A 22508-nucleotide genomic window follows, 5' to 3' on the forward strand; every position below is an offset into this window, starting at 1 on the left:
TCTAACAACTCACACAAAACTGCTTAATAAACCGTACATGAACATTCGGTGAAACTGACAAGATTCAGCCGCACCGCGGGAAACAAAAAAGCCACCTCACGGGTGGCTTGATACCTGAAAGACCCATGGGTGCTTCAGTGCCAGTCAGGCTGGCATTGCCTTGTGCAACACGCGATTAAGTTGTCACACAGACGTCAGGGATTAGAACACTCTCGCGCGCGTATAACAACGTGCTCCCGGCAGATACTACCTATGGTTGTGATAGGTGCTGCCTTAATCTCTCTTATGCCCTGATTTAAAGCGTTTTAAACCCGATGGGGTCCTACCGCGCTCGTCGCGCCCACTGGCCATTAAAGATGCGTTCTTTCTTCACGATAACCACTTAAAAGTAAGAATGTATTAAATCGTAAACTGTTATAAATACGCGAGCCTGGCCGTTTCCTCACAATCAACATTCACCAAATGAATATTATAAAAAGCAGTAGTAAAAAAGACTCGAGGTGATTAAAGTGCGCGCAACCTTTATGCTCAGTGAATATATTTCAGCAAACCGCCCCGTACTTCACCATTAATCCGAAATGAATTATCCATTGAACGAATACTTTAAACGTTAACTTTTACATGCAATGACAGACAGAATACCGGTGTTACATCATTCAAACACGGACACATGCTAACAAACAGAACCAGTATGAATGTTACACTGCATGAAAAACAGTTATATAACTGAAATCTATATAAAATTAAAGATTAACCCTTTCATCAAATTCATTATCATTTCACCACGGCTGTTTTATCAAAAAAGAAGAATTGATAATGGAAATTAGAAAACAAATTCTTGAGCAGGATGTGCTTGACGCTAGTCTGGAAAGAATTAGATGGACATTAGGAAATTTCTCTAAAGTGTGTGTTTCTTTTTCTGGGGGAAAAGATTCCAGCATTTTATTGCATTTAACCATTCAGATTGCGCGAGAACTCAAAAAGAAAATAAGCATTCTTTTTATCGACTGGGAAGCCCAGTTCAGTTACACCATCAATTATGTCGAACAGGTACGTATTGCATGCCAGGATATCACTGAGACGTTCTATTGGGTCGCCTTACCTCTTACCACTCAGAATGGATTATCCCAATATTCACCTACATGGCAGTGCTGGCAACCTGGTGCTGAATGGGTTCGTCAACCACCGGAACATGCCATCACACAACCTGGAACCCTACCCTTTTATGAGCATGGAATGACCTTTGAGGCCTTTGTCGGCAAGTTTGCCGATTGGTTTGCCTGTAATCGCCCTGCCGCTGTGATGATTGGCATCAGAGCCGACGAATCGTATAACCGTTTCATGTCTATCGCCTCGCCCCGGAAGATGCGTTATGCCGACGACATTCCCTGGACAACCGCCACACCTCGTGGGCATGCCTGGTGTGTTTACCCTATTTATGACTGGAAAACAGCCGATATCTGGACCTGGTTTGGCATAACGAAAACGGCTTACAACCCCCTGTACGATTTGATGTACCAGGCGGGTGTGCCGATGCGCTACATGCGTATTTGCGAGCCTTTTGGGCCCGAGCAACGTCAGGGGTTATGGCTTTATCACGTTATTGAGCCGGAACGATGGGCCATCATGTGCGAACGTGTAAGTGGTGTAAGTTGTGGTGGTATTTATGCCGGGAGGGACAACATGTTTTATGGCCACCGCAAGCTCACCAAACCGAATCATTTGTCCTGGCAGGAATATGCCCTGTTTCTGCTCGATAGCATGCCAGAAGTCACTGCAGAGCATTACCGTAACAAAATAGCCGTCTACCTGCGGTGGTTTGAAAAGCAGGGGATAGAAAGCATACCCGATGCGCAACCTAAGGATGTGGGCGCAAAAGATATCCCCTCCTGGCGTCGCATCTGCAAGGTGCTTCTTAACAACGATTACTGGTGCCGGGCACTCTCTTTTAGTCCCACTAAAACCAGCAATTACCAGCGTTATCACGACCGCGTTAAAAACAAACGCAAGGAATGGGGGATTTTATGCAACAGCAACTAATTGAGGAACTGCAGGGGTACTTAAGAAAGCTGCCAGAAGCGAAACGCATTGAGGCTATCAACAATTTTCGTCGCGCATTGCATGAACTCAGTCCGTTTCGCGATCAGCCTGTCGACTGCATTATTTGGGTGAAAAGCACTAAAATCGCCCCCAATGACTACAACCCAAATAATGTGGCCCCGCCGGAAAAACGGTTGTTGCTGAAATCTCTTGAAGCAGACGGTTTTACTCAGCCGATCGTGGTACAGGAAGACAAACCCGATCATTTCGAAATCGTCGACGGTTTCCACCGCCATGAACTGGGTACAAGTCGTGCTTCCATAAAAAGCAAGCTTAGGGGTTACTTGCCTGTTGCTTGCCTCAACGAAGAGCGTTCAGGAAAATCAGACCGCATGGCAGCGACCATTCGCCATAATCGGGCTCGCGGGCGGCATCAAATCAGTGAGATGTCAGAAATTGTACGTGAGCTGGCAAGATCGGGCTGGGATGAACAGCGAATTGGCAAGGAACTGGGAATGGACAGCGACGAAGTGCTGCGCCTGAAGCAAATCAACGGCCTGACTGAACTCTTTGCAGGCCGTCGATTCTCACGTGCGTGGACGGTTAAATAGCTGCTGTTAACGCACTACAGCTTGCACAACCGTTCTGCCGCCGCCAGCAGCGTCGATTCCTGCTTCGCAAAGCACAGACGAATCAGCTTATGCGGGAAGGGATCGGCGCAGAACACGGAGAGCGGGATCGCCGCCACACCGACTTCTTTGGTCAGCCACTGACAAAAACTCACGTCATCAAGATCGGAAATCGCACTGTAATCAGCCAGCAGGAAATAGGTGCCTTCGCAGGGCAGAATTTCCAGACGACTGGTGCTGAGCGCATTAATCAGCACATCTCGGCGAGCCTGATAAAACTCAGGCAACTGGCGATAGTGCTCCGGCTCGCTGCGCAGCATATCCGCCAGTGCCAGCTGTGCGGGCGTATTCACCGAGAACGTCAGATACTGGTGTACTTTGCGAAGTTCAGTGCTGATGGCGGCCGGTGCCACACAATAGCCTACTTTCCAGCCAGTCATATGGAAGGTTTTACCGAATGATGAAACGGCAATCGCCCGCTGACGCAGTTGTGGATGTGCCAGTACGCTGGCATGTCCCTCTTCAGCAAAGCAGATGTGCTCGTAAACTTCATCACTCAGCACATAGATTTCTTTATCGCCAATCGCCTGCCACAGCGCGGCGAAATCCTCTTTGCGCCAGACCGTTGCCGATGGGTTGTGCGGCGTGTTGAGGATAACCAGACGCGTTTTCTCGCTCAGCAACGCGGCAAATGCCTGCCAGTCAACGTGAAAATGTGGTGGCTGCAGGGCAATACGTTTCAGCACACCACCAGAAAGTTCTACCGCCGGGGCATAACTGTCGTAGCTTGGATCAAAGCAGATGACTTCATCACCTTTACGCACCAGCGCAGTAATCGCCGCATACAGCGCTTCTGTCGCGCCTGCGGTGACCGTAATATCGGTGCCCGCATCCGGTTTATAGCCGTAAAGTTCTTCAGTTTTGTCAGCAATCGCATCGCGCAGCGCCTGCACGCCGGTCATTGGCGCATACTGATTCGCCCCCTGCGCCACATGGTGCGCCAGTCGCTCCTGCAAATAGCGCGGACCGTCAAAATCCGGGAACCCCTGCGAAAGGTTAATCGCCTGGTACTGCTGCGCCAGAGCGCTCATTTGCGTGAAAATTGTGGTGCCCAGTGCGGGAAGTTTACTTTGCGGAATCAGTGTGTTGTCGCTCATTGTTGCATGCCTGCTTGTAATACTGATGTTGCTGCCACTATAACACGATGTTAGTATTTGGCAATCAAGACGCTTAGACGTCTAAACCATAAGAATATGCCTCCCCATACGCCGCACCGTGCGCATAAAGGAAGACCATGACAGATAACCTGCAACTTCAAGATCTCGTTCACGCCTGTCACTGGATTGGCCAGAAAGGCTGGTCCCCCGCCACCGGCGGCAATATGTCGGTGCGTGAAGATGCGCACTGGTGCTGGCTGAGCGAATCCGGTAAAGACAAAGGCAGCCTGACCACCGCCGATTTCCTGCAGGTGTCGATTGCCGACAACCATGCCCCGTCCGGGCGTAAACCCTCGGCTGAGACCGGCCTGCATACATTGATTTATCGCCTCTTCCCGGAGGCCGGTGCCGTTTTGCACGTTCACACGGTGAATGCTACCGTGCTGTCGCGCGTTGAGCGGGCACCGGAATTGCTCATTAGCGGCTTTGAAATGCAAAAATCCCTGCGCGGGCAAACAACGCATCTGGATACCGTTCCGATTGCAATTTTCGATAACTCTCAGGATATTGATGCCCTCGCCCGCCAAATCGAGCATTATGCGCATGAGCGCCCGCTTAATTACGGCTTTTTACTGCGTGGTCACGGTCTGACCTGCTGGGGGCGTGATGTGGCGGAGGCCCGTCGACACCTCGAAGGGCTGGAATTCCTGTTTGAATGCGAAATGCAGCGTCGTCTGCTGGAGAAATGATGATCCGTGCGATTGTAACCGACATAGAAGGCACCACCAGCGATATCCGCTTTGTGCACAACGTGTTATTTCCTTACGCCCGCGAACGCCTGCCGGCGCTTCTGGCCACGCAGCAGTATGTTGAGCCGGTGAAAACCATCCTCGACAACCTGCGCGAAGAAGTCGGCCAGCCCGAGGCTTCCACCGCGGATCTGCTCGACACCCTGCTGGCCTTTATGGATGAAGATCGTAAATCCACTGCGCTCAAAGCGCTGCAGGGGATTGTCTGGCGTGACGGTTACGTCAATGGCGACTTCACTGGTCATCTCTACCCGGACGTGCTGCCTGCGCTGGAAAAATGGAAAGCCAAAGGCCTTGATTTATATGTTTATTCCTCTGGCTCCGTTGCAGCGCAAAAACTGTTATTTGGCTACAGCGACGAAGGTGATATTACTCATCTGTTCAGCGGCTACTTCGACACCCTGGTGGGGGCGAAGCGCGAGGTGCAATCCTATCGCAACATTGCTGAGCAACTGGGTATCCCTGCGGTGCAAATCCTGTTCCTCTCTGATATCCATCAGGAACTGGACGCCGCTGAAGAGGCCGGTTTCCGTACCGTACAGCTGATTCGTGGCGACAACGACGCCGCAAGCCATCATCACCAGGTTCCCTCTTTCGACCATATTAAGCCGGAGCAGATCCCTTCATGAGCGCACTGACGATTTATTCTGACAAAGACGCCAGCCAGCCCACCTGGCAGAGCACCGACGCCGCCGAGATTCAGCAGAAGCTGAACGCCAAAGCCGTGCGTTTTGAGCGCTGGGAAGCCGACCGCGACCTGGGCACTGATCCATCACCGGAAACGGTCATCACCGCCTACCAGCACGCCATCGACAAGCTGGTTGAAGAAAAAGGTTATCAGAGCTGGGACGTTATCAGCCTGCGTGCTGACAACCCGCAGAAAGAAGCGCTGCGCAGCAAATTCCTCAACGAACACACTCACGGCGAAGATGAAGTACGTTTCTTCGTGGAAGGTGCTGGGTTGTTCTGCCTGCACATTGGCAACGAAGTGTACCAGGTATTGTGCGAGAAAAATGACCTGATCTCCGTTCCGGCAGGCACTCCGCACTGGTTTGATATGGGCTCAGAGCCAAACTTCACCGCCATCCGTATCTTCGACAACCCGGAAGGCTGGATTGCCCAGTTCACCGGCGATGCAATTGCAGACGGGTATCCGAAGCTGGCGTGATGTTTTGAACACGCATGTTTGCTGGCACGTTCACGGGTTCTGGCGCTATAGAAAAGCAAGGAACATAAGGTGAACGGAATGCCCCTCAGAGCCGCATTTTCCCCCTCACCCTAAACCTCTCCCTCAAGGGAGAGGGGACTGTGCGTGCTCGCTTTTTTTGTTAGGTACATACCTGCCTGGTTCAGACACTATTTGCGCACCAGCGTCCTCGCTCTTACCTGGGCAAAAAACACCGGAATCAGCACTTCAAGCATAAACAGCACCAGGCTTATCTTCTGGTTATCTTCACCTGGACGCCAGTTCCCCAGAATCACCGACAGCAGGAAAAACGCCCCACCGACGGTGAGCATTGCCATGCCGTACAGGCGATTGGCGCGATACCATAGCCCGTCATCATTTAGCGTTCGTGAGATTCGAACGCCATACCAGCGGTTCGGTTTCACCTTTTGCAGTACCAACGGAATGGCGATTGCCATCAGGATCAGGCTGACAATCCCCAGCCAGATAAAATTCATGTCCATCATGGACTCTCCCTCTTTGCACGTTTTATCCCCTTGTGGGGATAATCATCACTTTATCCCCACAAGGGGATATTTATTGCCACATTACCCATTTATGGTGACAGCTCTGTCATCTGACGAATTAGGCTGACCTTATGAACAATACATACTTTCCGGCAGAGTAGCATGCCACTCGATGTAAATAGCTTGCGTTCCGTATTTGCCATTTTCAACAAAGGGGATACTCTTTAATCGATGAATTTCATGCAAGGGACAGTAAATGGATATTGCACTTTTTCCAGGGCAACAGGGGCGCACGTGGGCTGAAACCATGATAAACCTGGAAGCCAGAAACTTAATTAATACCGCTAATATAGTCGGTGGAGCACATCTGAGTGACGGACTGACCCGGATTCAGTTTATGGAAGATATTAAGGGATTTATTATGCAACAGTTCAGTGTCGCACGATCGGCCAGAACTGATGAAGAGTGCATGCAGTGCCTTAAAAATATCAAAACCGAGAACTCAAGCCTGCTTGAACAAAGCCGGATGCTGCAAAACCGAACAGCACAACTGTATGCCAAGGTTGAACTCGTCACAGAAAATAACAAAATTGTCGGCTATATGATTTCGTTTATTAAAGTCGCGCTGTCCGGCCTGCAAATAGTTGCTGGGGTTGCTGCGATGATGACGATGACGCCAGTAGGCATGGTCGCAGGAGCAATACTGGTTATGGACGGTGCCAACGGTATATCCCGTGAAATGAACAGGAAAATGCTGGGAAGCCCAACATCCGAAGGCATGGTGGCAGATGGTGTCATGGACATTGCGCAGTTTATGGGATTTCGACGAGAATCTGGGCTGGGCATTTATAACAGCGTCAGTCTCGCGGCAAGTGTCTATACCGTCTTTGGCGCTATCAGAAAGCCAGAAGCCTGGAGGTTGTTCCGTTGGCTCCCGCTCGATTTCTACCGCAGGGTAGATGGGATGAACAGGGCCAAACTCACCATGAAAGTCGTGGGGTGGGGAGTCTCTGCAAAAGTGGTTTTCGATTTGATGTCTAACGCCCCGCAGCAGAATTAATAATCTGTTTTCTGTATCTCCAGGCTTTATAGGTTATTACCGGGGGCTGAAAAAACCAAGTTATCAACAGAACGACAACCAATGAAATGCCCCCGGAAATGACGTTGTATTTTTCTGCGAAAAGAATCAATGAAAAGAAAACTAGCGCCACACAGACAGAAATACCCAACGCCACAATAAATCGTTTACCCAACTCTAGTACGACATCCTGTAGGGAGGAACCATAGCGACTTATATTTTTGTTCAGAAAGTTGAGTTCCTTAGGTGTAAAGCCTGAATTTAGCAATTCCGTTTCAAAATTGGACATATATCCTCCTCATCAATCATGTTTAATCCTGAACTAATTTAACTGATAAAGACCAGGCCGTTTATCTGGCGTTGTCTCCTCGTAAGCAACAAATTATAAGGCAATTCTGTAATGTTCAACTACTGAGAAATGAGAATTGTAATCAGCTCATTTCCAGTAAACTGGAACACCACACTACAAAACACAATGTCACCCTAAAATTTGCCGATTTTGGCGGGACGTTAGCATCGACACCAGCATTCCTAAATCAATGTGAGAGTCTGCCGACCGACACATCACACTAACGTCATATTTTGATTAACTTTATGTAGAGATGTAACAGCTTGCTGCTGGTCATGAGAAAGACTCAGGCCGTAGGATCCACGCTCCTGATGTACGGCCACGAGAATGGATACGTGAAATATTCCCTGTTTTTACTGTTACTGACTTTGCCCGCCATGGCGGCGCAGGCCGATGATGCCATCAAGCTCAACTGCCCACCGCGCGGTCAAATGACGGTCTCTTTTTTTAACTATTACCTCATCACCATGAAATGGGGCGATCACTTCCAGGTGGCATCAGGCAAAACGCAAAGCCACACCAAAGCGGGTGTCCCCTTCTGGTCCACGGAATTTGGCAACGGTGATGAGCTGACCTTCTTCCCGAACAGCGGCCAGTATTACCTCTTTTACGCAGGTGCCAGCGAGCCCGCACAATGCACAGTGCAGGGAAGCTATCTCTACCCGGTGATCACGCCACCCCGTTATGAAAACAATCTGGTGAACGACAAAAGCAGTGCTGAAGCAGAAGCTAAGGCAGAAAGTGAGGAAGGCAGTTCGCGGGTGATCTTGCGCAGGCCAGGCGTGCAAGGATAACCCCCTCTCCGGGTGGAGAGGGGTAAATGCAGATTAACGCAGCTGTTTTTGCGTATGCCACAATGCAGCAACGCTCAGGAACACGGTCACCATCAGGTAGAAGCCCGGTGCAAACTGACTGCCCGTAGCGCTGATGAGCAGCGTACAGATGAATGGCGCAAAACCACCAAACACCGTTACAGCAATGTTGTAACTGACAGACATCCCACTGGCCCGGGTCGAGACCGGGAAGATATCCGCCATCACCGACGGAATGGTCGAGAAGTAGATTGACTTCAGCAGCGCCATCCAGCCCACTAACAGTGAAAGCGACAACGGCGTGACGTTCAGACTGGTCAGCCAGAAAGCCGGCAGCAGCGTAAACGCCAGCAGCCCCAGCGCCGTCCACAACAGACGCTCACGCCCGACACGCTCCGCCAGCAGGCCACCAATCGGCGTCACCACGGTGAGGATTACTCCGGCCAACAAGGTCGCACTGTAGGCGGAAGACGCAGGTAGCCCAAGACTTTTGGTCGCCCAGGTCGGCACGTAGTTGAGCATGTAGTTGATAGCCGTCGAGACCACCATCAAACCAATCGCCAGCAGCAGCAAGCGTTTTTGCGAGCCAAACAGCAGCTTCACCGGGTGGCGTGGTTTCTCAATCTCAACATAGGCCGTTGGCTCATGCACATGGCGACGGATCCAAATCCCTACCGGGCCAATCAGCAGACCAAAGGCAAACGGAATGCGCCATCCCCAGTCGAGCAGTTGTTCCGGGGTCAGCCAGTAGGCAAGCCCCAGACCGAATGCTGACGCCATCAGGGTACTGGCCCCTTGGGTCGCAAACTGCCAGCTGGCAATAAAGGTTTTACGCTCCGGGAAATGTTCCACCAGAAACGCCGTCGAACTGCCAAACTCGCCGCCTGCGGAGAAGCCCTGAATCAGGCGCGCCAGCAAAATAAGCAGCGGCGCTGCGACACCGAGCGTGGCATAACCGGGCATAAATGTGATCATCGCCCCGCCCAGCATCATCAGGTTGATGGAGAGCAGCAGTGAGGCTTTACGCCCATGCTTATCGGCATAAGCACCGAGCACTACCGCACCCAACGGGCGAATCAGGAAGGCAATACCGAAACTGCCAAACGCCAGCAGCAATGAGACCGTCGGGTTAGTCGTCGGGAAAAAGACCTGGGCGATATAGCTGGCAAAGAAGCCATAAACCGCAATATCAAACCACTCAAGGGCATTACCAATACAGGTAGCGAACAGGGTTTTCGCCAGGCTCGGGCGTGCGCTGCCCTGCTCTGATTCACGGGCGAGAGTGGTCATTTAGCACCTCCGTTCTGATGCTCGATGTGGCTATTCAGCAGTTCTGCACCACGCTCATGCAGGTTCCAGAACAAGCGCGTCATGATGGCAAGTCCTTCACGGGCGATGGCAATCGGCAGATGTTCATCCGGCGCATGCTGACCACAGGCCGGGTAAGAGTGCGGCACCCACAGGGTCGGCAGGCCTAAAATACCGGCGAACACATCATTCGGCAGCGAGCCGCCCAGGTTTGGCAACAGTGCCGGCTTTTTACCGGTCGCCTCTGCCATCTCCTCAAGCGTCCATTTAACCAGCGGATCGGTCGGGTCGAAGCGGGTCGCTGGCGTACCACGCACCTCGCTGAGGGTGACCATCTGGAAGCCATGCGCATCCAGATGTGCCCGTACTGCCTGCTCAAGCTGTTCCCACTCGGTGCCTACCACAAAGCGTAGCTGGCAAACCGCCGTTGCCTGGCCCGGGATGGCGTTCATCGGCTGAGCCGGGTTTCCGGTCAGGAACGAGAGCACTTCCAGCGTGTTCCAGCCAAACAGTTTTTCCGCTGCCGACAAGCCAGGCTCACCCCAGTTTGGATCAGTTGTGGGATCGTTCTCGCCCTGCGCTGGCGTGATGTCCGCCAGAATCGCTTTCAGCTCCGGGGTCAACGCTGGCGGTTTCAGGGCCGCAATCTGGATCTCACCTTTGCTGTTCACCAGGCTGGCAATGGCGTTCGCCAACTGCGTGCCGGGGTTGGCCAGCAGACCGCCCCAGTTACCGGAATGATAATCTTTGGCGCGGGCATGGATGGTCAGGCGGAAGTTGATGCAGCCGCGTGAGCCAAGGAATAACGTCGGACGTTCTGCGCTCAGGCGCGGGCCATCGGAAGCAATAAACAGATCCGCGTTGATACGTTCTTTGAGTTGTTCGCACACGGCAGCCAGCCCCGGAGAGCTCATCTCTTCGCCCATTTCACAGAGCCAGACGCAGTTAAAGCCCAGTCGACCGTTACGTGCGTGGTAAACCTGCTCCAGTGCGGCAAGGTTAACCGAATGCTGGCCTTTATTATCAGCTGTACCGCGTCCGTACCAGTTGCCGTCACGCTCTACCAGCGTCCACGGCGACAACCCCTCAGCCCAGCGGGCATCGTCGCCAAAGACCACATCACCGTGTCCGTAACACATCACGGTGGGCAGGGCCGGGTCTTCTTCACGGCTGGCAAGCAAAAACGGTCGGGCTGCATTGACCGGGTTAGCGATAACTTCGGTAGTGAATCCCATCTCCTGAAAAGCAGGAATAAAGGCTTCGTTGTAATAGCGCGTGAGCTGATCGTCCCGGTCGGTACGCTGGCTTTCGCTGGGAATAGCCACCCGGCTGGCAAGGGTGGCTTTGAAATGGCCGCTGTCAAACCACGCCAGCGCCTGATCGACGATTTGTTGTGTTGTCATGTTGTTTACCCTGTCTTCCCCGTCATACTTCAAGCGGCAACTGCGTGGCTGCTACTCAAACTCCTGAGGGATTATTTGCTGCCCATGGCGCAAATAGCTGTTGTTGTCTTTTTGTTCTAAACCGAACGAAGCCTTGCCACAATAATAATAATTGCAATTTTGCGTTGCTTTTTTGATAAGGGTACACTGCACAATTCCAGGGCGTCGCAGAGGATTCAACTATGTTGAGCAACGAATTACGCTACTTTTTCGCGGTGGCGACCACCGGTTCACTCAGCACCGCCAGCGAGCAGCTTTACGTGGCAGGTTCCGCCATCAGTCGGCAGATTCAAAAGCTGGAAACCCGGCTTGGCGTGACGCTGTTTGAACGCCACGCACGCGGTATGGTACTGACCGATGCCGGGCAGATTCTGGCGAACCATGTGCGCAAAAACATGCGTGACATGGAGCTGACCCTGGCAGAGATTCAGGGGCTGAAAGCCGTACGTAAAGCGCTGGTGCGCCTCGCCTGTACCGACGGTATGGCCTTCGACCTGCTACCCGGTTTACTGGCGCGTTTTCGCGAGCAGCATCCTGGCGTAAGCTTTGATTTGCAGGTCGGTACTGCGATGCAGGTAGCGGAGTGGATTCGGCGCAACGACTGTGATGTGGCGTTCCAGTTTAGTCTCGCCCCGGAGCGGGATGTGGAGATTATTGCCGCCTGGCCCGCGCCGGTGCTGTTGCTGCTGGCAGACGAGCATCCGCTCATGCAACAGTCGAGCATCGCCATGGAGGATTTGCACAGCTATCCTCTGGTCTTACCGGAAGCAGGTACCACGCTACGCCAGCTTTTCGATCTCTCTTGTCGCATGGCGGGAACTTTCCTCGAACCAGCGTTCAGCAGCAATAACTTTGCCGCACTGTATGGTTTTACCCGCCACACCCCCAATGCCATGACCGTCTGCAGCCATTTCAGCGTCCTGTGGCGGGCGAAGCAGGATGGCATGACGCTCAAACCCATCAATAACTCGTCGCTGAGCCAACGAACCCTGCAAATTCAAGTCCCCGGTAGCAAACATCGACCGGCGGTGGTCAACGCTTTCCTCGATCTTACCGCGCAGGCGCTGGACAAAGAACACAAGCAGTGGATGGCCGAGCTGAATCAGGCCTAAGCGGCGAGATGCTGCTTGATAGCATCCAGAAACAGACCGAGCGCCGCATGCTGGTGATCGCGGGACTGATAGAGCCCGTAGATGCCCAGCGGCTGCGGCTCAAGATGGGCTAGCACGTTGACCAGACGCCCACTCTCCAGCGCCGATCGCGCCTCAATTTCTGGCACCATTGCCAGACCCACATCGGCCATCGCCATCTCGCAAAGCAGCGACGAAATTCCGGCGCTGAAATTGCCGTTAACCGCAATGGCGACGGCTCCCTTATCTGGATCGCGGAATGACCATGATTGCCCTGAAAAACGGCTGTAATGCAGACAATTGTGCTGGGCCAGATCGTCGAGTGTTTCGGGCTGTCCCGCCTGCGCAAGGTAGCCCGGCGACGCACATAATACTGACCGGCATTCACCCAGCACACGCGCAATGACTCCGGGCTCCGGGGCGTTGGTAATACGAATCGCCAAATCAATGCGCTCTCCGACCAGGCTGACGGGCTGATTATTGATGTCCACTTCAATACGCAGCGCCGGATAGCGCGCCAGGAATGCCGGGATTACCGGTCCAAGCAGGTGAGTCGCCGTAAAGTGGGCGCAGGCAATCCGCAGCGTGCCCGAAGGCGTCAGATGCGTGGCGTCGCCTTCAATGTCCTGCGACAGCAGGGCCAGTTGACGCGTCTTCTCAAGGATTTTTTCACCGGCAGGCGTCAGCGTCAGCCGCCGCGTTGAGCGGTGAATCAGGCGTGCTCCGGCCCATTTTTCCATTTCATCCAGATAGCGGCTGACCATCGGGCGCGACATGCCCAGCGAACGCGCCGCAGCGCTCAGGCTGCCGAGTTCGCAAATCCGGTTGTAGGTCACTGCCGCCATGATCCTGTCCATCATCACTCCATTTGATCGTTTTATCTGATCGTTTTAAGAAATACAGCATGAATTGTTTCAGGAATAGTAGCAGAAGCTGCAATCCGTAGAATGGTTATCACTCAACACTGGAGAACAGCATCATGGGATTTCAACCCGGCCTTTACTGGATAATCGATCCGCTCTGCGGCTGGAGCTATGGCGCACTGCCTTTGCTTAACCGTGTCGCACAGGATTTTACGCAACAGCACATTTTACCGGGCGGGTTGTTTGTCGGGACGCAGCGCAGAAAGCTTGATGCCAACTGGCTCTCGCATGTGCATGAGCATGATGCACGCATTGCCGAATTAACCGGCATGACGTTTGGCAGCGATTACCGGACTAACTTACTGGCTAACAATGAGATTGTGCTGGATTCCCTGCCGTCAACGCGTGGGCTGTTAGCCGCACAACAGTTTGCCGCGCCGGGTACTGACCTGCAGTTTCTGAATGCGATTCAACGGGCCTGGTACGAAAAAGGCCACGATATTACCCGTGCCGACGTGGTCAACGCAGTGCTCAGCCAGTCCGCTCAGGCAGGCGTAGCACTGGGGCAAATCCCGGAGAATGAGGCGCTGGATGCTATTCAACATGGCCGAATGCTGATGGCGCAGACAGGCGGCCAGGGCTTTCCTTCGGCGGTATTCATCAGTTCTGACGGGCAGTACCGACTCCTGCCGGTCTCACGTTATTACGGGCAACCAGAGGCCTTCTTCGCCCTGGTATCCCCGCTTCTCACTTCATTAAGCCATTAAGGACTACCATGAACGCGAAATCCACCGCCCTTTTACTGTCGCTGGCTGCAGCGCCCGCCTTTGCCGCTCCGCTGCAACTGGATGTTTACAACCCACAAGAGAAAGGTATTTTCCCGGTCTCTTCTACGCTGGTTTCCGGGCCGAAAGAAGCCGTGTTGTTTGATGCGCAGTTCAGCGTGAAAGATGGCGAACAACTAGTAAAACTCATCAAAACCCGTGGCAAGATCTTAAAAGAGATAGTGATCACCTCCGGCGATCCGGATTTCTATTTTGGCCTCGAACCGCTGGTGAAAGCCTTCCCGCAGGCTAAAGTCGTTGCCTCTAAAGCAGTGGTTGACCATATCAATGCCACCAAAGAAGCCAAACTGGCCTTCTGGGGGCCGCAGATGAAAGACGGAGCGCCAAAAACGCTCATCGTTCCGCAGGTTTCCACCACTACGCACTTTACCGTTGACGGGGAAGCACTGGAGCTGAAACATGCGGGCGACTATGCCGCTTATGTCTGGATCCCAGCGAATAAGGCGATTCTGGGCGGGACGGGCATTGCGTCGGGAATTCATGTCTGGACTGCTGATACCCAGACGCCAGAAATTCGCCAGGGCTGGATGAACGTATTAAGCGAAATGCAGGCACTGAAACCGCAGCAGGTGATTCCGGGCCACTACCTGGGCGAGCGCCCGGCAGGCGATGGGGCGATTACGTTTACGCATCAGTATCTGAAGACGTTCGAACAGGCGCTTGCCAACCAGAAAGGCTCGACTGCAGTGATTAACGCCATGAAAACGGCTTATCCAGGCCTTGCGGATGAGAGTTCGCTGGAGCTAAGCGCGAAAGTGAATACCGGTGAGATGAAGTGGTAAGAGACTGCTGAGCGGGTTAGGGTTCTAGCGATGTCTGCCCCACCCTCACCCCGGCCCTCTCCCTCAGGGAGAGGGCAATAACCGCATCAGGCTCCGTGAGCAAAGAACCCGGCGCTCACCTGCTCTGGCGTCACTACGCCGCTGTCGAGCACCCAACCGCTGATGAGTGCTGCCGGGGTGACGTCAAACGCCGGGTTATAAACCTGGGCATTTTCCGGTGCCCATTGCACGGCACCAAAGCTTCCGGCCACGCCCGTAACTTCGGTCGCGGCGCGTTGTTCGATAGGGATCGCCTCACCGTTCGGGCAGTTCGGGTCAAGGGTGGTTTGCGGCGCGGCAACGTAGAACGGGATCCCGTGGAACTTCGCCAGCACCGCCAGGGAGTAAGTGCCAATTTTATTGGCAACATCGCCATTGGCGGCAATCCTGTCAGCCCCGACCCAGATCGCATCCACCTGCCCTTTCGCCATCAGGCTGGCGGCCATTGAATCGGTAATTAACTGATACGGCACACCCAGTTCACCTAACTCCCAGGCCGTTAAGCGCCCGCCCTGCAACAACGGACGCGTTTCATCCACCCAGACGTTTGCTACGTTGCCCTGCTGATGGGCCAGAGCAATAACGCCCAGCGCCGTGCCAACGCCCGCCGTTGCAAGGCCACCGGTATTGCAGTGCGTTAACAAGCGACTCCCCGGTTTCACAAGTTGGCTGCCCGCCTGTGCGATGCTGTCGCACAAGGCTTTATCTTCATCGATCAGACGCAGCGCCTCTGCCACCAGCGCCGGAACGAAATTCTCCTGGGCAAGTGCCAGTTTCATCCGGTCGAGGTTATTCATCAGGTTGACCGCTGTCGGGCGCGACGCACGCAGAGTCTCCAGTGACTGAGCCAGCTCGTCACGGCTTTCGCCGTTTTCAGCCAGCAGCGCCAGCAGTAGACTGGCGGAGAGGCCAATCAACGGTGCACCACGCACGCGAAGCGCATGAATATGCTCCACCAGCAAAGCCACCGAGTCCGCCGGTAGCCAGCGTTTTTCCTGCGGCAGTGCCTGCTGGTCAAGAATAAAGAGTTGGTTATCAATAACCCGCAGGCTGGTGGTCTGTAATGTCTGCATAGCGTTAAATCCCTGTTGCGTTGTTGTATCGTATTGTGTCAGGATGAATTACAGATGTATAGACGTCTGAATGGCTTTATTAGCATAAGAACATGAGGAACTGGCAATGTCGCAATACCGTACCTTCAACGCCCAGGATGCTGTGGCGTACGCACAACAATTTGGTGGTCTGGACACTCCGTCCGAACTGGTTGAAGCGCAGGAGGTCGGCGACGGTAACCTGAACCTGGTGTTTAAAATTTTCGATACTCAGGGTGTGAGCCGCATCATCGTTAAGCAGGCACTACCTTATGTACGCTGCGTCGGTGAATCCTGGCCGCTGACCCTCGATCGCGCCCGCCTGGAAGCGCAAACCCTGGTCGAGCACTACAAACACGCTCCGCAGCATACGGTGAACATTCTCCATTACGACCCGGAACTGGCGGTGATGGTAATGGAAGATCTCTCCGACCATCGTATCTGGCGTGGAGAGCTGATTAAAAACATCTACTACCCACAGGCTGCACGTCAGTTGGGTGAGTACCTGGCGCAAACGCTGTTCCATACCAGCGATTTTTACCTGCACCCGCATGCCAAAAAGGCGCAGGTGGCGCAGTTTATCAACCCGGAAATGTGTGAGATCACCGAAGATCTCTTCTTCAATGATCCTTATCAGATTCACGAGCGTAATAACTACCCGGCGGCTCTTGAAACCGACGTTGAAGCCCTGCGTCAGGACATACAACTGAAGCTGGCTGTCGCCTCGCTGAAGCACCGTTTCTTCTCACACGCTGAAGCCCTGCTGCACGGCGATATCCATAGCGGCTCCATTTTTGTCGCCGAAGGCAGCCTGAAAGCCATTGATGCCGAATTCGGTTACTTTGGCCCAATTGGCTTTGACATCGGGACCGCGATTGGCAACCTGCTGCTGAACTACTGCGGTATGCCGGGTCACCTGGGTATCCGCGATGCCGCAGCGGCGCGTGAACAGCGTCTGATAGATATTCAGGAACTGTGGTCCACGTTTGCCGAACGTTTCCAGACCCTGGCTCGCGAGCACACCCGCGATGCCGCCCTGAGTGCACCGGGCTATGCCTCTGAGTTTCTCAAGAAAGTGTGGACGGATGCGGTCGGTTTCTGCGGGACTGAACTGATTCGCCGCACCGTGGGGCTTTCTCATGTCGCGGATATCGACACCATCGCCGACGAAGAGATGCGTCACGAGTGCCTGCGCCATGCCATTGCACTCGGCAAGGTGCTGATTGTTATCGCGCCGCGCGTTGACAGCGTTGAAGAGCTGATTGCCCGAGTGCGTCAGTATAGTTAAGCGCGATCGGGTGCCCTCACCCCGGCCCTCTCCACGGGGAGAGGGAGAAAAGCGGGAGAGGGTTGTGTCACCCCAGATACTCAATCACCGACAACCCGCCATTGTAATCCGTGCTGTAGATAATCCCCTGCGCATCCACAAACACATCGCAGGACTGAATCACTTGCGGACGGCCCGGGCGCGTATCCATCATCTTCTCCGGTGCAGCAGGCACCAGCGCCCCGGTCTCCACCGGACGATACGGATTGGAAATATCATACGCACGTACACCGGCGTTCTGGTAAGTGGCAAAAATCAGCGTTGAACTGATAAAGCTCCCCGGACGGTTTTCATGCAGGTTGTGCGGCCCGAAATGCGCCCCTTTCGCCACGTAGTCAATCTCATCCGGCTGCGGGAAGGTAGAGATGCTTACCGGGTTTGACGGCTCGCGAATATCGAACAGCCAAATCAGCTTCTCACCGTCTTCCTGGTTATCGAGCACCGCTTCATCCAATACCACCAGCAGGTCGCGATCCGGCAACGGCAGCGCAGTGTGAGTGCCACCGCCAAATGGCGGGCTCCAGTTGCGATGACTGATCAGCTTCGGCGCAGTGCGGTCTTTCACATCCAGCAGCGTCAGGCCACCGTCGCGCCAGCTCCCGTAGGCGGTGTCGCCTGCAATAATCGCGTGGTGCAGCGCATAGCGTTTGCCCGCTTCCCAGTCCGGCGTTTCGCCTGCCGCCTGGTTCATCCCCGGCAGCCACCAGCGGCCCGCCACTTCCGGTTTACGCGGATCGGTCAGGTCAATGGTCAGGAAAATGTAGTCGGTAAAACCGTCGATCAACGCCGAGACATACGCCCAGCGACCGCCCACATACCAGATGCGGTGGATGCCGATCCCGTTAAGTGACAGGAAGCTAATTTCACGCGGTTTATCTGGCGTGGAGATATCAAAAATACGCAGCCCGGCGCTCCAGCCTTTGTCCTGCACATCGCTGACCGTCTCACCCACCGAGCGGGTGTAATAGACTTTTTCATCGGCAAAGCGGGCATCGGCAAAGAGGTCGCGGGCGTTAATCACCAGCAGAAGGTCGTCGTGCGCCTGCAAATGCACATTCCAGGTACCGGGAGGGGCCGGAACATAGCCTGCGGGTTTGGGATTTTTGGGGTCACGCACGTCGACGATGGAGAAGCCCTGGGAGACCATGTGGCCGATGTACGCAAAGCCACGGTGCACCATCAGTTGTACGCCATCCGGGCGTCCGCCCTGGTCGCTGTGACCGATCAGTCGCATGTTGCGGCTGTATTCCGGGCGTGGAAGTTCAGTTGCCATTGTGATTCCTTTTAAGCCGGGGTGCGGATTGTTGCCCTCACCCCAACCCTCTCCCACGGGGAGAGGGAGAAAAGCAAACCGCCCTCCCGGAGGGGGAGAGCGAGAACGCATCCGTTACTTCGCTTTTGCTTCCAGGGTGGCGAACCACGGGGCGATAAAGTCTTCGGTCTGGCCCCAGCCAGGGATAATTTTCGCCAGTGACGCCACGTTTACCGCACCCGGTTGAGCTGCCAGCAGAGCCTGTGGGATTGCCGCCGCTTTAAAGTCGTAGGTTGCCGGAGTCGATTCACCTGCAATTTTATTGGCAACCAGACGCACGTTAGTGGCACCAATCAGCTTCGGATCCACCGCCACGCTCACTTTCCACGGGCTGTTGGATTCGCGCATCAACTGCAAGTCCTGGTTAGACACATCGATGCTGTAAAGTTTGATCTCAGTACGACCGTTCTCTTTCAGCGCTTTGTAAGCCCCCTGGCTAAAGGCATCCCAGGTCCCCCAGATAGCGTCAATCTGCCCTTTCGGATATTTAGCCAGCACCGCGCCTACTTTGTTCGCGGTATCGCCCTGCACGTCAGAAGAGACCGCACCAATGGATTCCAGCTCTTTAATGCCCGGATACTCTTTCAGCAGTTCAGCATAGGCCGCCTGACGACGTTCCATCGGCGGGAAACCGGCCACCCACAGTTTGATGATGTTGGCTTTGCCGTTGAAATCTTTTGCCAGTGCGCCAAAGGAGAGTTTGGTCAGCGAGGCGTCATCCTGCTGGGTTACGGTCACGCCAGGAATTTCACCATTGACGGCGGTATCGAACACCGACACTTTGATCCCGGCATCTACCGCTTTTTTGATCAGCGCCGTGGAGTATGGGTCACGACCTTGAGACAGGATAATCCCGTCATACTTCTGGGTTATCGCCTGGTTAACGAAGTCCTGGAACTTGGCATCGTCGCCGTTGCTCAGGAAGGTGCTGATTTTAAAGCCGAGTTTTTTGCCTTCCTGCAGCGCACCAGAAACAAACTGGGTGGTGTTGTCATCGGAACCGAGGTTACGAATCAGCGCAATGCGGATCGGGCCACTATGGCTGGCGATGGCGTCCGGTACCGGTGCAGGTGTTGCCGCATAGCCCGGCAGCGCGCTCAGTAATCCCAGCGTCAGTAAAGAGAGTGCAATCTTTTTCATCTGTTATCCCCTGAATAATTAACGACGCTGGAAGTAAGTCAACGCAAGGGCACCGGCCAGCACCAGCCCCTTAATAATGTCCATGGCGTAATACGGAACGGAAAGCATCACCAGTCCGTTTGAGAGCACGCCGAGAATGACCGCACCGACCAGTGTCCCGAGCGCATTCGGCTTACCGGAACCCGCCAACGAGAACCCGATCCACGCCGCCGCGACCGCATCCATCAGGTAGCCGCCACCGGCATTCACCTGGGACGAGCCGATACGCGAGGCCAGCAGGATGCCGCCTAAACCAGCCAGCAGTGAAGCAATCACGTAGGCCGCCACTTTGTAGCGGGTAGTGCGAATCCCGGATAAACGTGCTGCCTCCGGATTGCCGCCAATGGCGTACATCCGGCGTCCGTGGGTGGTGAGCGACAGGCCAAGCTGCGCCACAATGGTGACCACCAGCATGATGATAACGATAGTCGGCACCTGCCCCAGCAGACCAAAGGCCTCCGGAATCATCCCTTCGGCCATATCACCGCTCGGCAGCACCATGTTTTGGGTGATGGAACCGCCGTAGCTGTAGGTCATCGCCACGCCCTGAATCACAAACAGACTACCGAGGGTCGCCAGCATGTCGGGAATGCGCAGCACCACGATCAGGAAGGCGTTAAACAGCCCCACCAGCGTACAGAGCGCCAGCGTCACAAGAATGGCCTCAGTCGTGCCAAAGCCATGCCAGACGAAGAGTGAAATGACCAGCGCGTTGGCCAGCGAGGCGGTAGAGCCAACCGACAGGTCAAAGCCGCCGATGGTCAGAGAAATAGACACCCCTACCGCAATCACTGTCACGATAGCGATGGAACGTAAGATGTTGATGATGTTGAACGGGTCCAGGAAGTTATCCGACGCCAGACCAAAGATGGCAACCAGCGCGACAACCGTCAGCAGCATGCCCCATTTATAAAGAAAATCGAAAAACTGCTGACGGGGTGACACCGCAGCCTTAACTGAAAGGGCTTTGCTCACGCTGCCGTTCCTCCGGTGGAAAAATAAAGTAATGTCTCTTCGCGGGCCTCCTCGCCCTTCACTTCTGCGACAATGCGCCCATCCCAGAGCACACAAATGCGGTCGCACAGGCCCACCAGTTCGGAAAACTCCCCGGAGGCATAAATTACGCCCTTGCCTTCCCGCGCCAGTCCGTCAATCAACTGGAACAGATCGGTTTTGGCTTTGACGTCGACCCCTTTGGTCGGTTCGTCGAAAATCACCACGTTGGCATTGCCGCGCAGCCATTTGCCAATCGCCACTTTCTGCTGATTACCGCCAGAAAGACGGCGCAAAGTTTGCCCCGGTCCGGTGGTGCGCACGCCGACCCGAGCAATCACTTCCTGCGCCCAGCGCCAGGCCTGGCGGTGACCAAACAGGCTCCAGCGGGAGAAGGTGTTATCCGCACTGATCGAGAGGTTCATGGCAATGGGTTCTTCAATGAAAATACCCTCTTTCCGGCGCTCTTCCGGCACCAGCGCCATACCACGGATAACCGAATCCGCCGGGTCACGTGGTCGCCACGGCTGGCTGTTAAGCTCGCCGCGCGTCACCTTACTTTTGCTGGCACCAAACAGCGCTTTGCACAGTTCGGTTTTCCCTGCACCTGCAAGACCGGCGATGCCCAGAATCTCCCCTTTACGCAGGCGCAAGGAGATATCTTTAAGCAGTTGCTCGTCATGCAGGCCGTCAATACTCAGCAGCACTTCCTCGCTATGCGGCGGGCGGCGAGGCGGATAGATATCACTCAGTTCATGGCCGAGCATCTTCTCAACAATTTGCTCGCCGCTGAGTTCCGCCATCGGGCCGGATTCAATCAGTTTGCCGTCACGCAGCACGGTCAGGGTGTCGCAAATCGCTTTCAGTTCATGAATGCGGTGGGAGATAAACACCACCCCAATCCCCTGCTGTTGCAGGCGTCTCACTACGGTGAACAAGCGCTCACTTTCATGTTGATCAAGCGGCGCGGTGGGTTCATCCAGAATCAGGAAACGGCAGTGGTGAGACAGCGCACGGGCCAGCAGAATTTGCTGCTTCTCGGCCAGCGAGCAGGTGTCGATTGAGCGACGCACGTCCAGCGAAACGTCCAGTTGAGCCAGTGCGTCCTGCGCGTGCTGTCGCATCTCGCCCCAGCGCCAGGCATGACCTGGCTCCGCCAGTCTGTCGAGCATGATGTTTTCTGCAATCGACAAACCAGGTATCAGCGCAACATCCACTTCCTGCTGCACCAGATGAATGCCTAACTGCTTGGCGTCACGTGGGGAACGAATAGAAACGGGCTGATTATTGATGGCGATTTCGCCTTCATAGTGATCATGGGTGCCACACAACACCGCCATCAGCGTCGATTTTCCCGCCCCGTTCGCACCCGTAAGCGCATGCACGGAACCGCCGCGCAGGGTGAAATCGACATGCGACAATGCGCTGAACCCGCCAAACGCCAGGCTAATAGTGCGCATTTCGAGGTGGTTAGTGCTCATCGGACGCGAGTTCCTGATAAATAAGTTTATTTAATGAATTTTTCATAGCCCGCCTTGACTGGCAACGACATAAAAGGCATAAGATAAAGCAAAATAATATTAGCCATCCGGATGTCCAGACATAACATCAGGTTAGCGATAGTACACAAG

22 protein-coding genes are annotated in these 22508 nt (G+C 54.3%); 11 read left to right on the forward strand and 11 right to left on the reverse strand.

The features are described from left to right. Window positions 1-816: 816 nt before the first annotated feature. Together AC5JPW_RS07785 and AC5JPW_RS07790 are read left to right on the forward strand one after the other, a co-directional pair. Window positions 817-2040 (forward strand): phosphoadenosine phosphosulfate reductase, encoded by a 1224-nt coding sequence (locus tag AC5JPW_RS07785; RefSeq protein ID WP_494239348.1) that lies wholly within the window; start codon window positions 817-819, stop codon window positions 2038-2040. Continuing rightward, the gene (locus AC5JPW_RS07790) at window positions 2013-2651 is read left to right on the forward strand and encodes an IbrB-like domain-containing protein (RefSeq protein ID WP_494239349.1); all 639 of its coding nucleotides are present in this window, start codon (window positions 2013-2015) and stop codon (window positions 2649-2651) included. The genes AC5JPW_RS07785 and AC5JPW_RS07790 overlap by 28 nt, the downstream gene beginning before the upstream one ends. Before the next feature lie 14 nt (window positions 2652-2665). Here AC5JPW_RS07790 and AC5JPW_RS07795 read toward each other — a convergent pair whose 3' ends face one another. Continuing rightward, the gene (locus AC5JPW_RS07795; protein ID WP_494239350.1) at window positions 2666-3826 is read right to left on the reverse strand and encodes a pyridoxal phosphate-dependent aminotransferase; all 1161 of its coding nucleotides are present in this window, start codon (window positions 3824-3826) and stop codon (window positions 2666-2668) included. A gap of 137 nt (window positions 3827-3963) precedes the next feature. Between AC5JPW_RS07795 and AC5JPW_RS07800 the strand changes: the two genes are divergently transcribed. Genes AC5JPW_RS07800 through AC5JPW_RS07810 form a run of 3 tightly spaced genes read left to right on the forward strand, consistent with a single transcriptional unit; the run spans window position 3964 to window position 5803 of the window. After that, complete coding sequence (locus AC5JPW_RS07800) at window positions 3964-4575, forward strand: methylthioribulose 1-phosphate dehydratase (RefSeq protein WP_494239351.1); 612 nt, start codon at window positions 3964-3966, stop codon at window positions 4573-4575. Further along, window positions 4575-5264 carry an acireductone synthase gene (gene mtnC / locus AC5JPW_RS07805; RefSeq protein WP_494241163.1) on the forward strand — a complete coding sequence of 230 codons (690 nt, stop codon included), beginning with the start codon at window positions 4575-4577 and terminating at the stop codon, window positions 5262-5264. Before AC5JPW_RS07800 ends, mtnC begins: the two co-directional genes overlap by 1 nt. Continuing rightward, entirely contained in the window at window positions 5261-5803 is a 543-nt protein-coding gene (locus AC5JPW_RS07810; RefSeq protein ID WP_494239353.1) for a 1,2-dihydroxy-3-keto-5-methylthiopentene dioxygenase, read from the forward strand. Before mtnC ends, AC5JPW_RS07810 begins: the two co-directional genes overlap by 4 nt. Window positions 5804-5991: 188 nt before the next feature. On the opposite strand, the gene AC5JPW_RS07815 is transcribed toward AC5JPW_RS07810, so the two are convergent. Then, on the reverse strand, window positions 5992-6327 hold the full coding sequence (locus AC5JPW_RS07815; protein ID WP_494239355.1) for an SdpI family protein: 336 nt from the start codon (window positions 6325-6327) through the stop codon (window positions 5992-5994). A gap of 256 nt (window positions 6328-6583) precedes the next feature. Here AC5JPW_RS07815 and AC5JPW_RS07820 point away from each other — a divergent pair, with 256 nt between their 5' ends. Next, a complete protein-coding gene (locus tag AC5JPW_RS07820; RefSeq protein ID WP_494239356.1) occupies window positions 6584-7387 on the forward strand; it encodes a DUF4225 domain-containing protein in 804 nt (267 codons plus the stop codon). Here AC5JPW_RS07820 and AC5JPW_RS07825 read toward each other — a convergent pair. Continuing rightward, window positions 7365-7694, reverse strand: a complete 330-nt coding sequence (locus tag AC5JPW_RS07825; RefSeq protein ID WP_494239357.1) for a hypothetical protein — start codon at window positions 7692-7694, stop codon at window positions 7365-7367. The genes AC5JPW_RS07820 and AC5JPW_RS07825 overlap by 23 nt on opposite strands. A gap of 395 nt (window positions 7695-8089) precedes the next feature. Here AC5JPW_RS07825 and AC5JPW_RS07830 point away from each other — a divergent pair, with 395 nt between their 5' ends. Then, window positions 8090-8548 carry a hypothetical protein gene (locus AC5JPW_RS07830; RefSeq protein WP_494239358.1) on the forward strand — a complete coding sequence of 153 codons (459 nt, stop codon included), beginning with the start codon at window positions 8090-8092 and terminating at the stop codon, window positions 8546-8548. Window positions 8549-8581: 33 nt separating this feature from the next. Here the strand turns inward: AC5JPW_RS07830 and AC5JPW_RS07835 are convergent, their stop codons facing one another. Together AC5JPW_RS07835 and AC5JPW_RS07840 are read right to left on the reverse strand one after the other, a co-directional pair. Beyond that, on the reverse strand, window positions 8582-9856 hold the full coding sequence (locus AC5JPW_RS07835) for an MFS transporter (RefSeq protein ID WP_494239360.1): 1275 nt from the start codon (window positions 9854-9856) through the stop codon (window positions 8582-8584). Then, a complete protein-coding gene (locus AC5JPW_RS07840; protein WP_494239361.1) occupies window positions 9853-11277 on the reverse strand; it encodes a M20 family metallopeptidase in 1425 nt (474 codons plus the stop codon). Before AC5JPW_RS07840 ends, AC5JPW_RS07835 begins: the two co-directional genes overlap by 4 nt. A gap of 221 nt (window positions 11278-11498) precedes the next feature. Here AC5JPW_RS07840 and AC5JPW_RS07845 point away from each other — a divergent pair, with 221 nt between their 5' ends. Beyond that, window positions 11499-12428, forward strand: coding sequence for a LysR family transcriptional regulator (locus tag AC5JPW_RS07845; RefSeq protein WP_494239363.1), 930 nt, complete (start codon window positions 11499-11501; stop codon window positions 12426-12428). On the opposite strand, the gene AC5JPW_RS07850 is transcribed toward AC5JPW_RS07845, so the two are convergent. After that, window positions 12425-13303 (reverse strand): LysR family transcriptional regulator, encoded by an 879-nt coding sequence (locus AC5JPW_RS07850; RefSeq protein WP_494241165.1) that lies wholly within the window; start codon window positions 13301-13303, stop codon window positions 12425-12427. The two genes, AC5JPW_RS07845 and AC5JPW_RS07850, sit on opposite strands and share 4 nt — an antisense overlap. Before the next feature lie 122 nt (window positions 13304-13425). Here AC5JPW_RS07850 and AC5JPW_RS07855 point away from each other — a divergent pair, with 122 nt between their 5' ends. Both AC5JPW_RS07855 and AC5JPW_RS07860 read left to right on the forward strand, forming a co-directional pair. After that, a complete protein-coding gene (locus tag AC5JPW_RS07855) occupies window positions 13426-14076 on the forward strand; it encodes a DsbA family protein (protein ID WP_494239364.1) in 651 nt (216 codons plus the stop codon). Window positions 14077-14084: 8 nt separating this feature from the next. Further along, window positions 14085-14936: a Vmh family MBL fold metallo-hydrolase gene (locus tag AC5JPW_RS07860; RefSeq protein WP_494239365.1), complete on the forward strand. Its 852-nt coding sequence runs from the start codon at window positions 14085-14087 to the stop codon at window positions 14934-14936. A gap of 86 nt (window positions 14937-15022) precedes the next feature. On the opposite strand, the gene mtnA is transcribed toward AC5JPW_RS07860, so the two are convergent. Beyond that, on the reverse strand, window positions 15023-16048 hold the full coding sequence (gene mtnA / locus AC5JPW_RS07865; protein ID WP_494239367.1) for an S-methyl-5-thioribose-1-phosphate isomerase: 1026 nt from the start codon (window positions 16046-16048) through the stop codon (window positions 15023-15025). A 106-nt stretch (window positions 16049-16154) separates the two neighbouring features. Here mtnA and mtnK point away from each other — a divergent pair, with 106 nt between their 5' ends. Further along, window positions 16155-17354, forward strand: a complete 1200-nt coding sequence (gene mtnK, locus AC5JPW_RS07870; RefSeq protein ID WP_494239369.1) for an S-methyl-5-thioribose kinase — start codon at window positions 16155-16157, stop codon at window positions 17352-17354. 67 nt (window positions 17355-17421) lie between these two features. Here the strand turns inward: mtnK and AC5JPW_RS07875 are convergent, their stop codons facing one another. The 4 genes from AC5JPW_RS07875 to AC5JPW_RS07890 form a co-directional block, all read right to left on the reverse strand. Then, window positions 17422-18666, reverse strand: a complete 1245-nt coding sequence (locus AC5JPW_RS07875; protein WP_494239370.1) for an LVIVD repeat-containing protein — start codon at window positions 18664-18666, stop codon at window positions 17422-17424. A gap of 114 nt (window positions 18667-18780) precedes the next feature. Beyond that, entirely contained in the window at window positions 18781-19845 is a 1065-nt protein-coding gene (locus AC5JPW_RS07880; RefSeq protein WP_494239371.1) for a sugar ABC transporter substrate-binding protein, read from the reverse strand. 18 nt (window positions 19846-19863) lie between these two features. Then, the gene (locus AC5JPW_RS07885; RefSeq protein ID WP_494239372.1) at window positions 19864-20859 is read right to left on the reverse strand and encodes an ABC transporter permease; all 996 of its coding nucleotides are present in this window, start codon (window positions 20857-20859) and stop codon (window positions 19864-19866) included. Continuing rightward, window positions 20856-22358 carry a sugar ABC transporter ATP-binding protein gene (locus AC5JPW_RS07890; protein WP_494239374.1) on the reverse strand — a complete coding sequence of 501 codons (1503 nt, stop codon included), beginning with the start codon at window positions 22356-22358 and terminating at the stop codon, window positions 20856-20858. Before AC5JPW_RS07890 ends, AC5JPW_RS07885 begins: the two co-directional genes overlap by 4 nt. Window positions 22359-22508 lie beyond the last annotated feature (150 nt).

The organism is Phytobacter sp. (assembly GCF_059074235.1).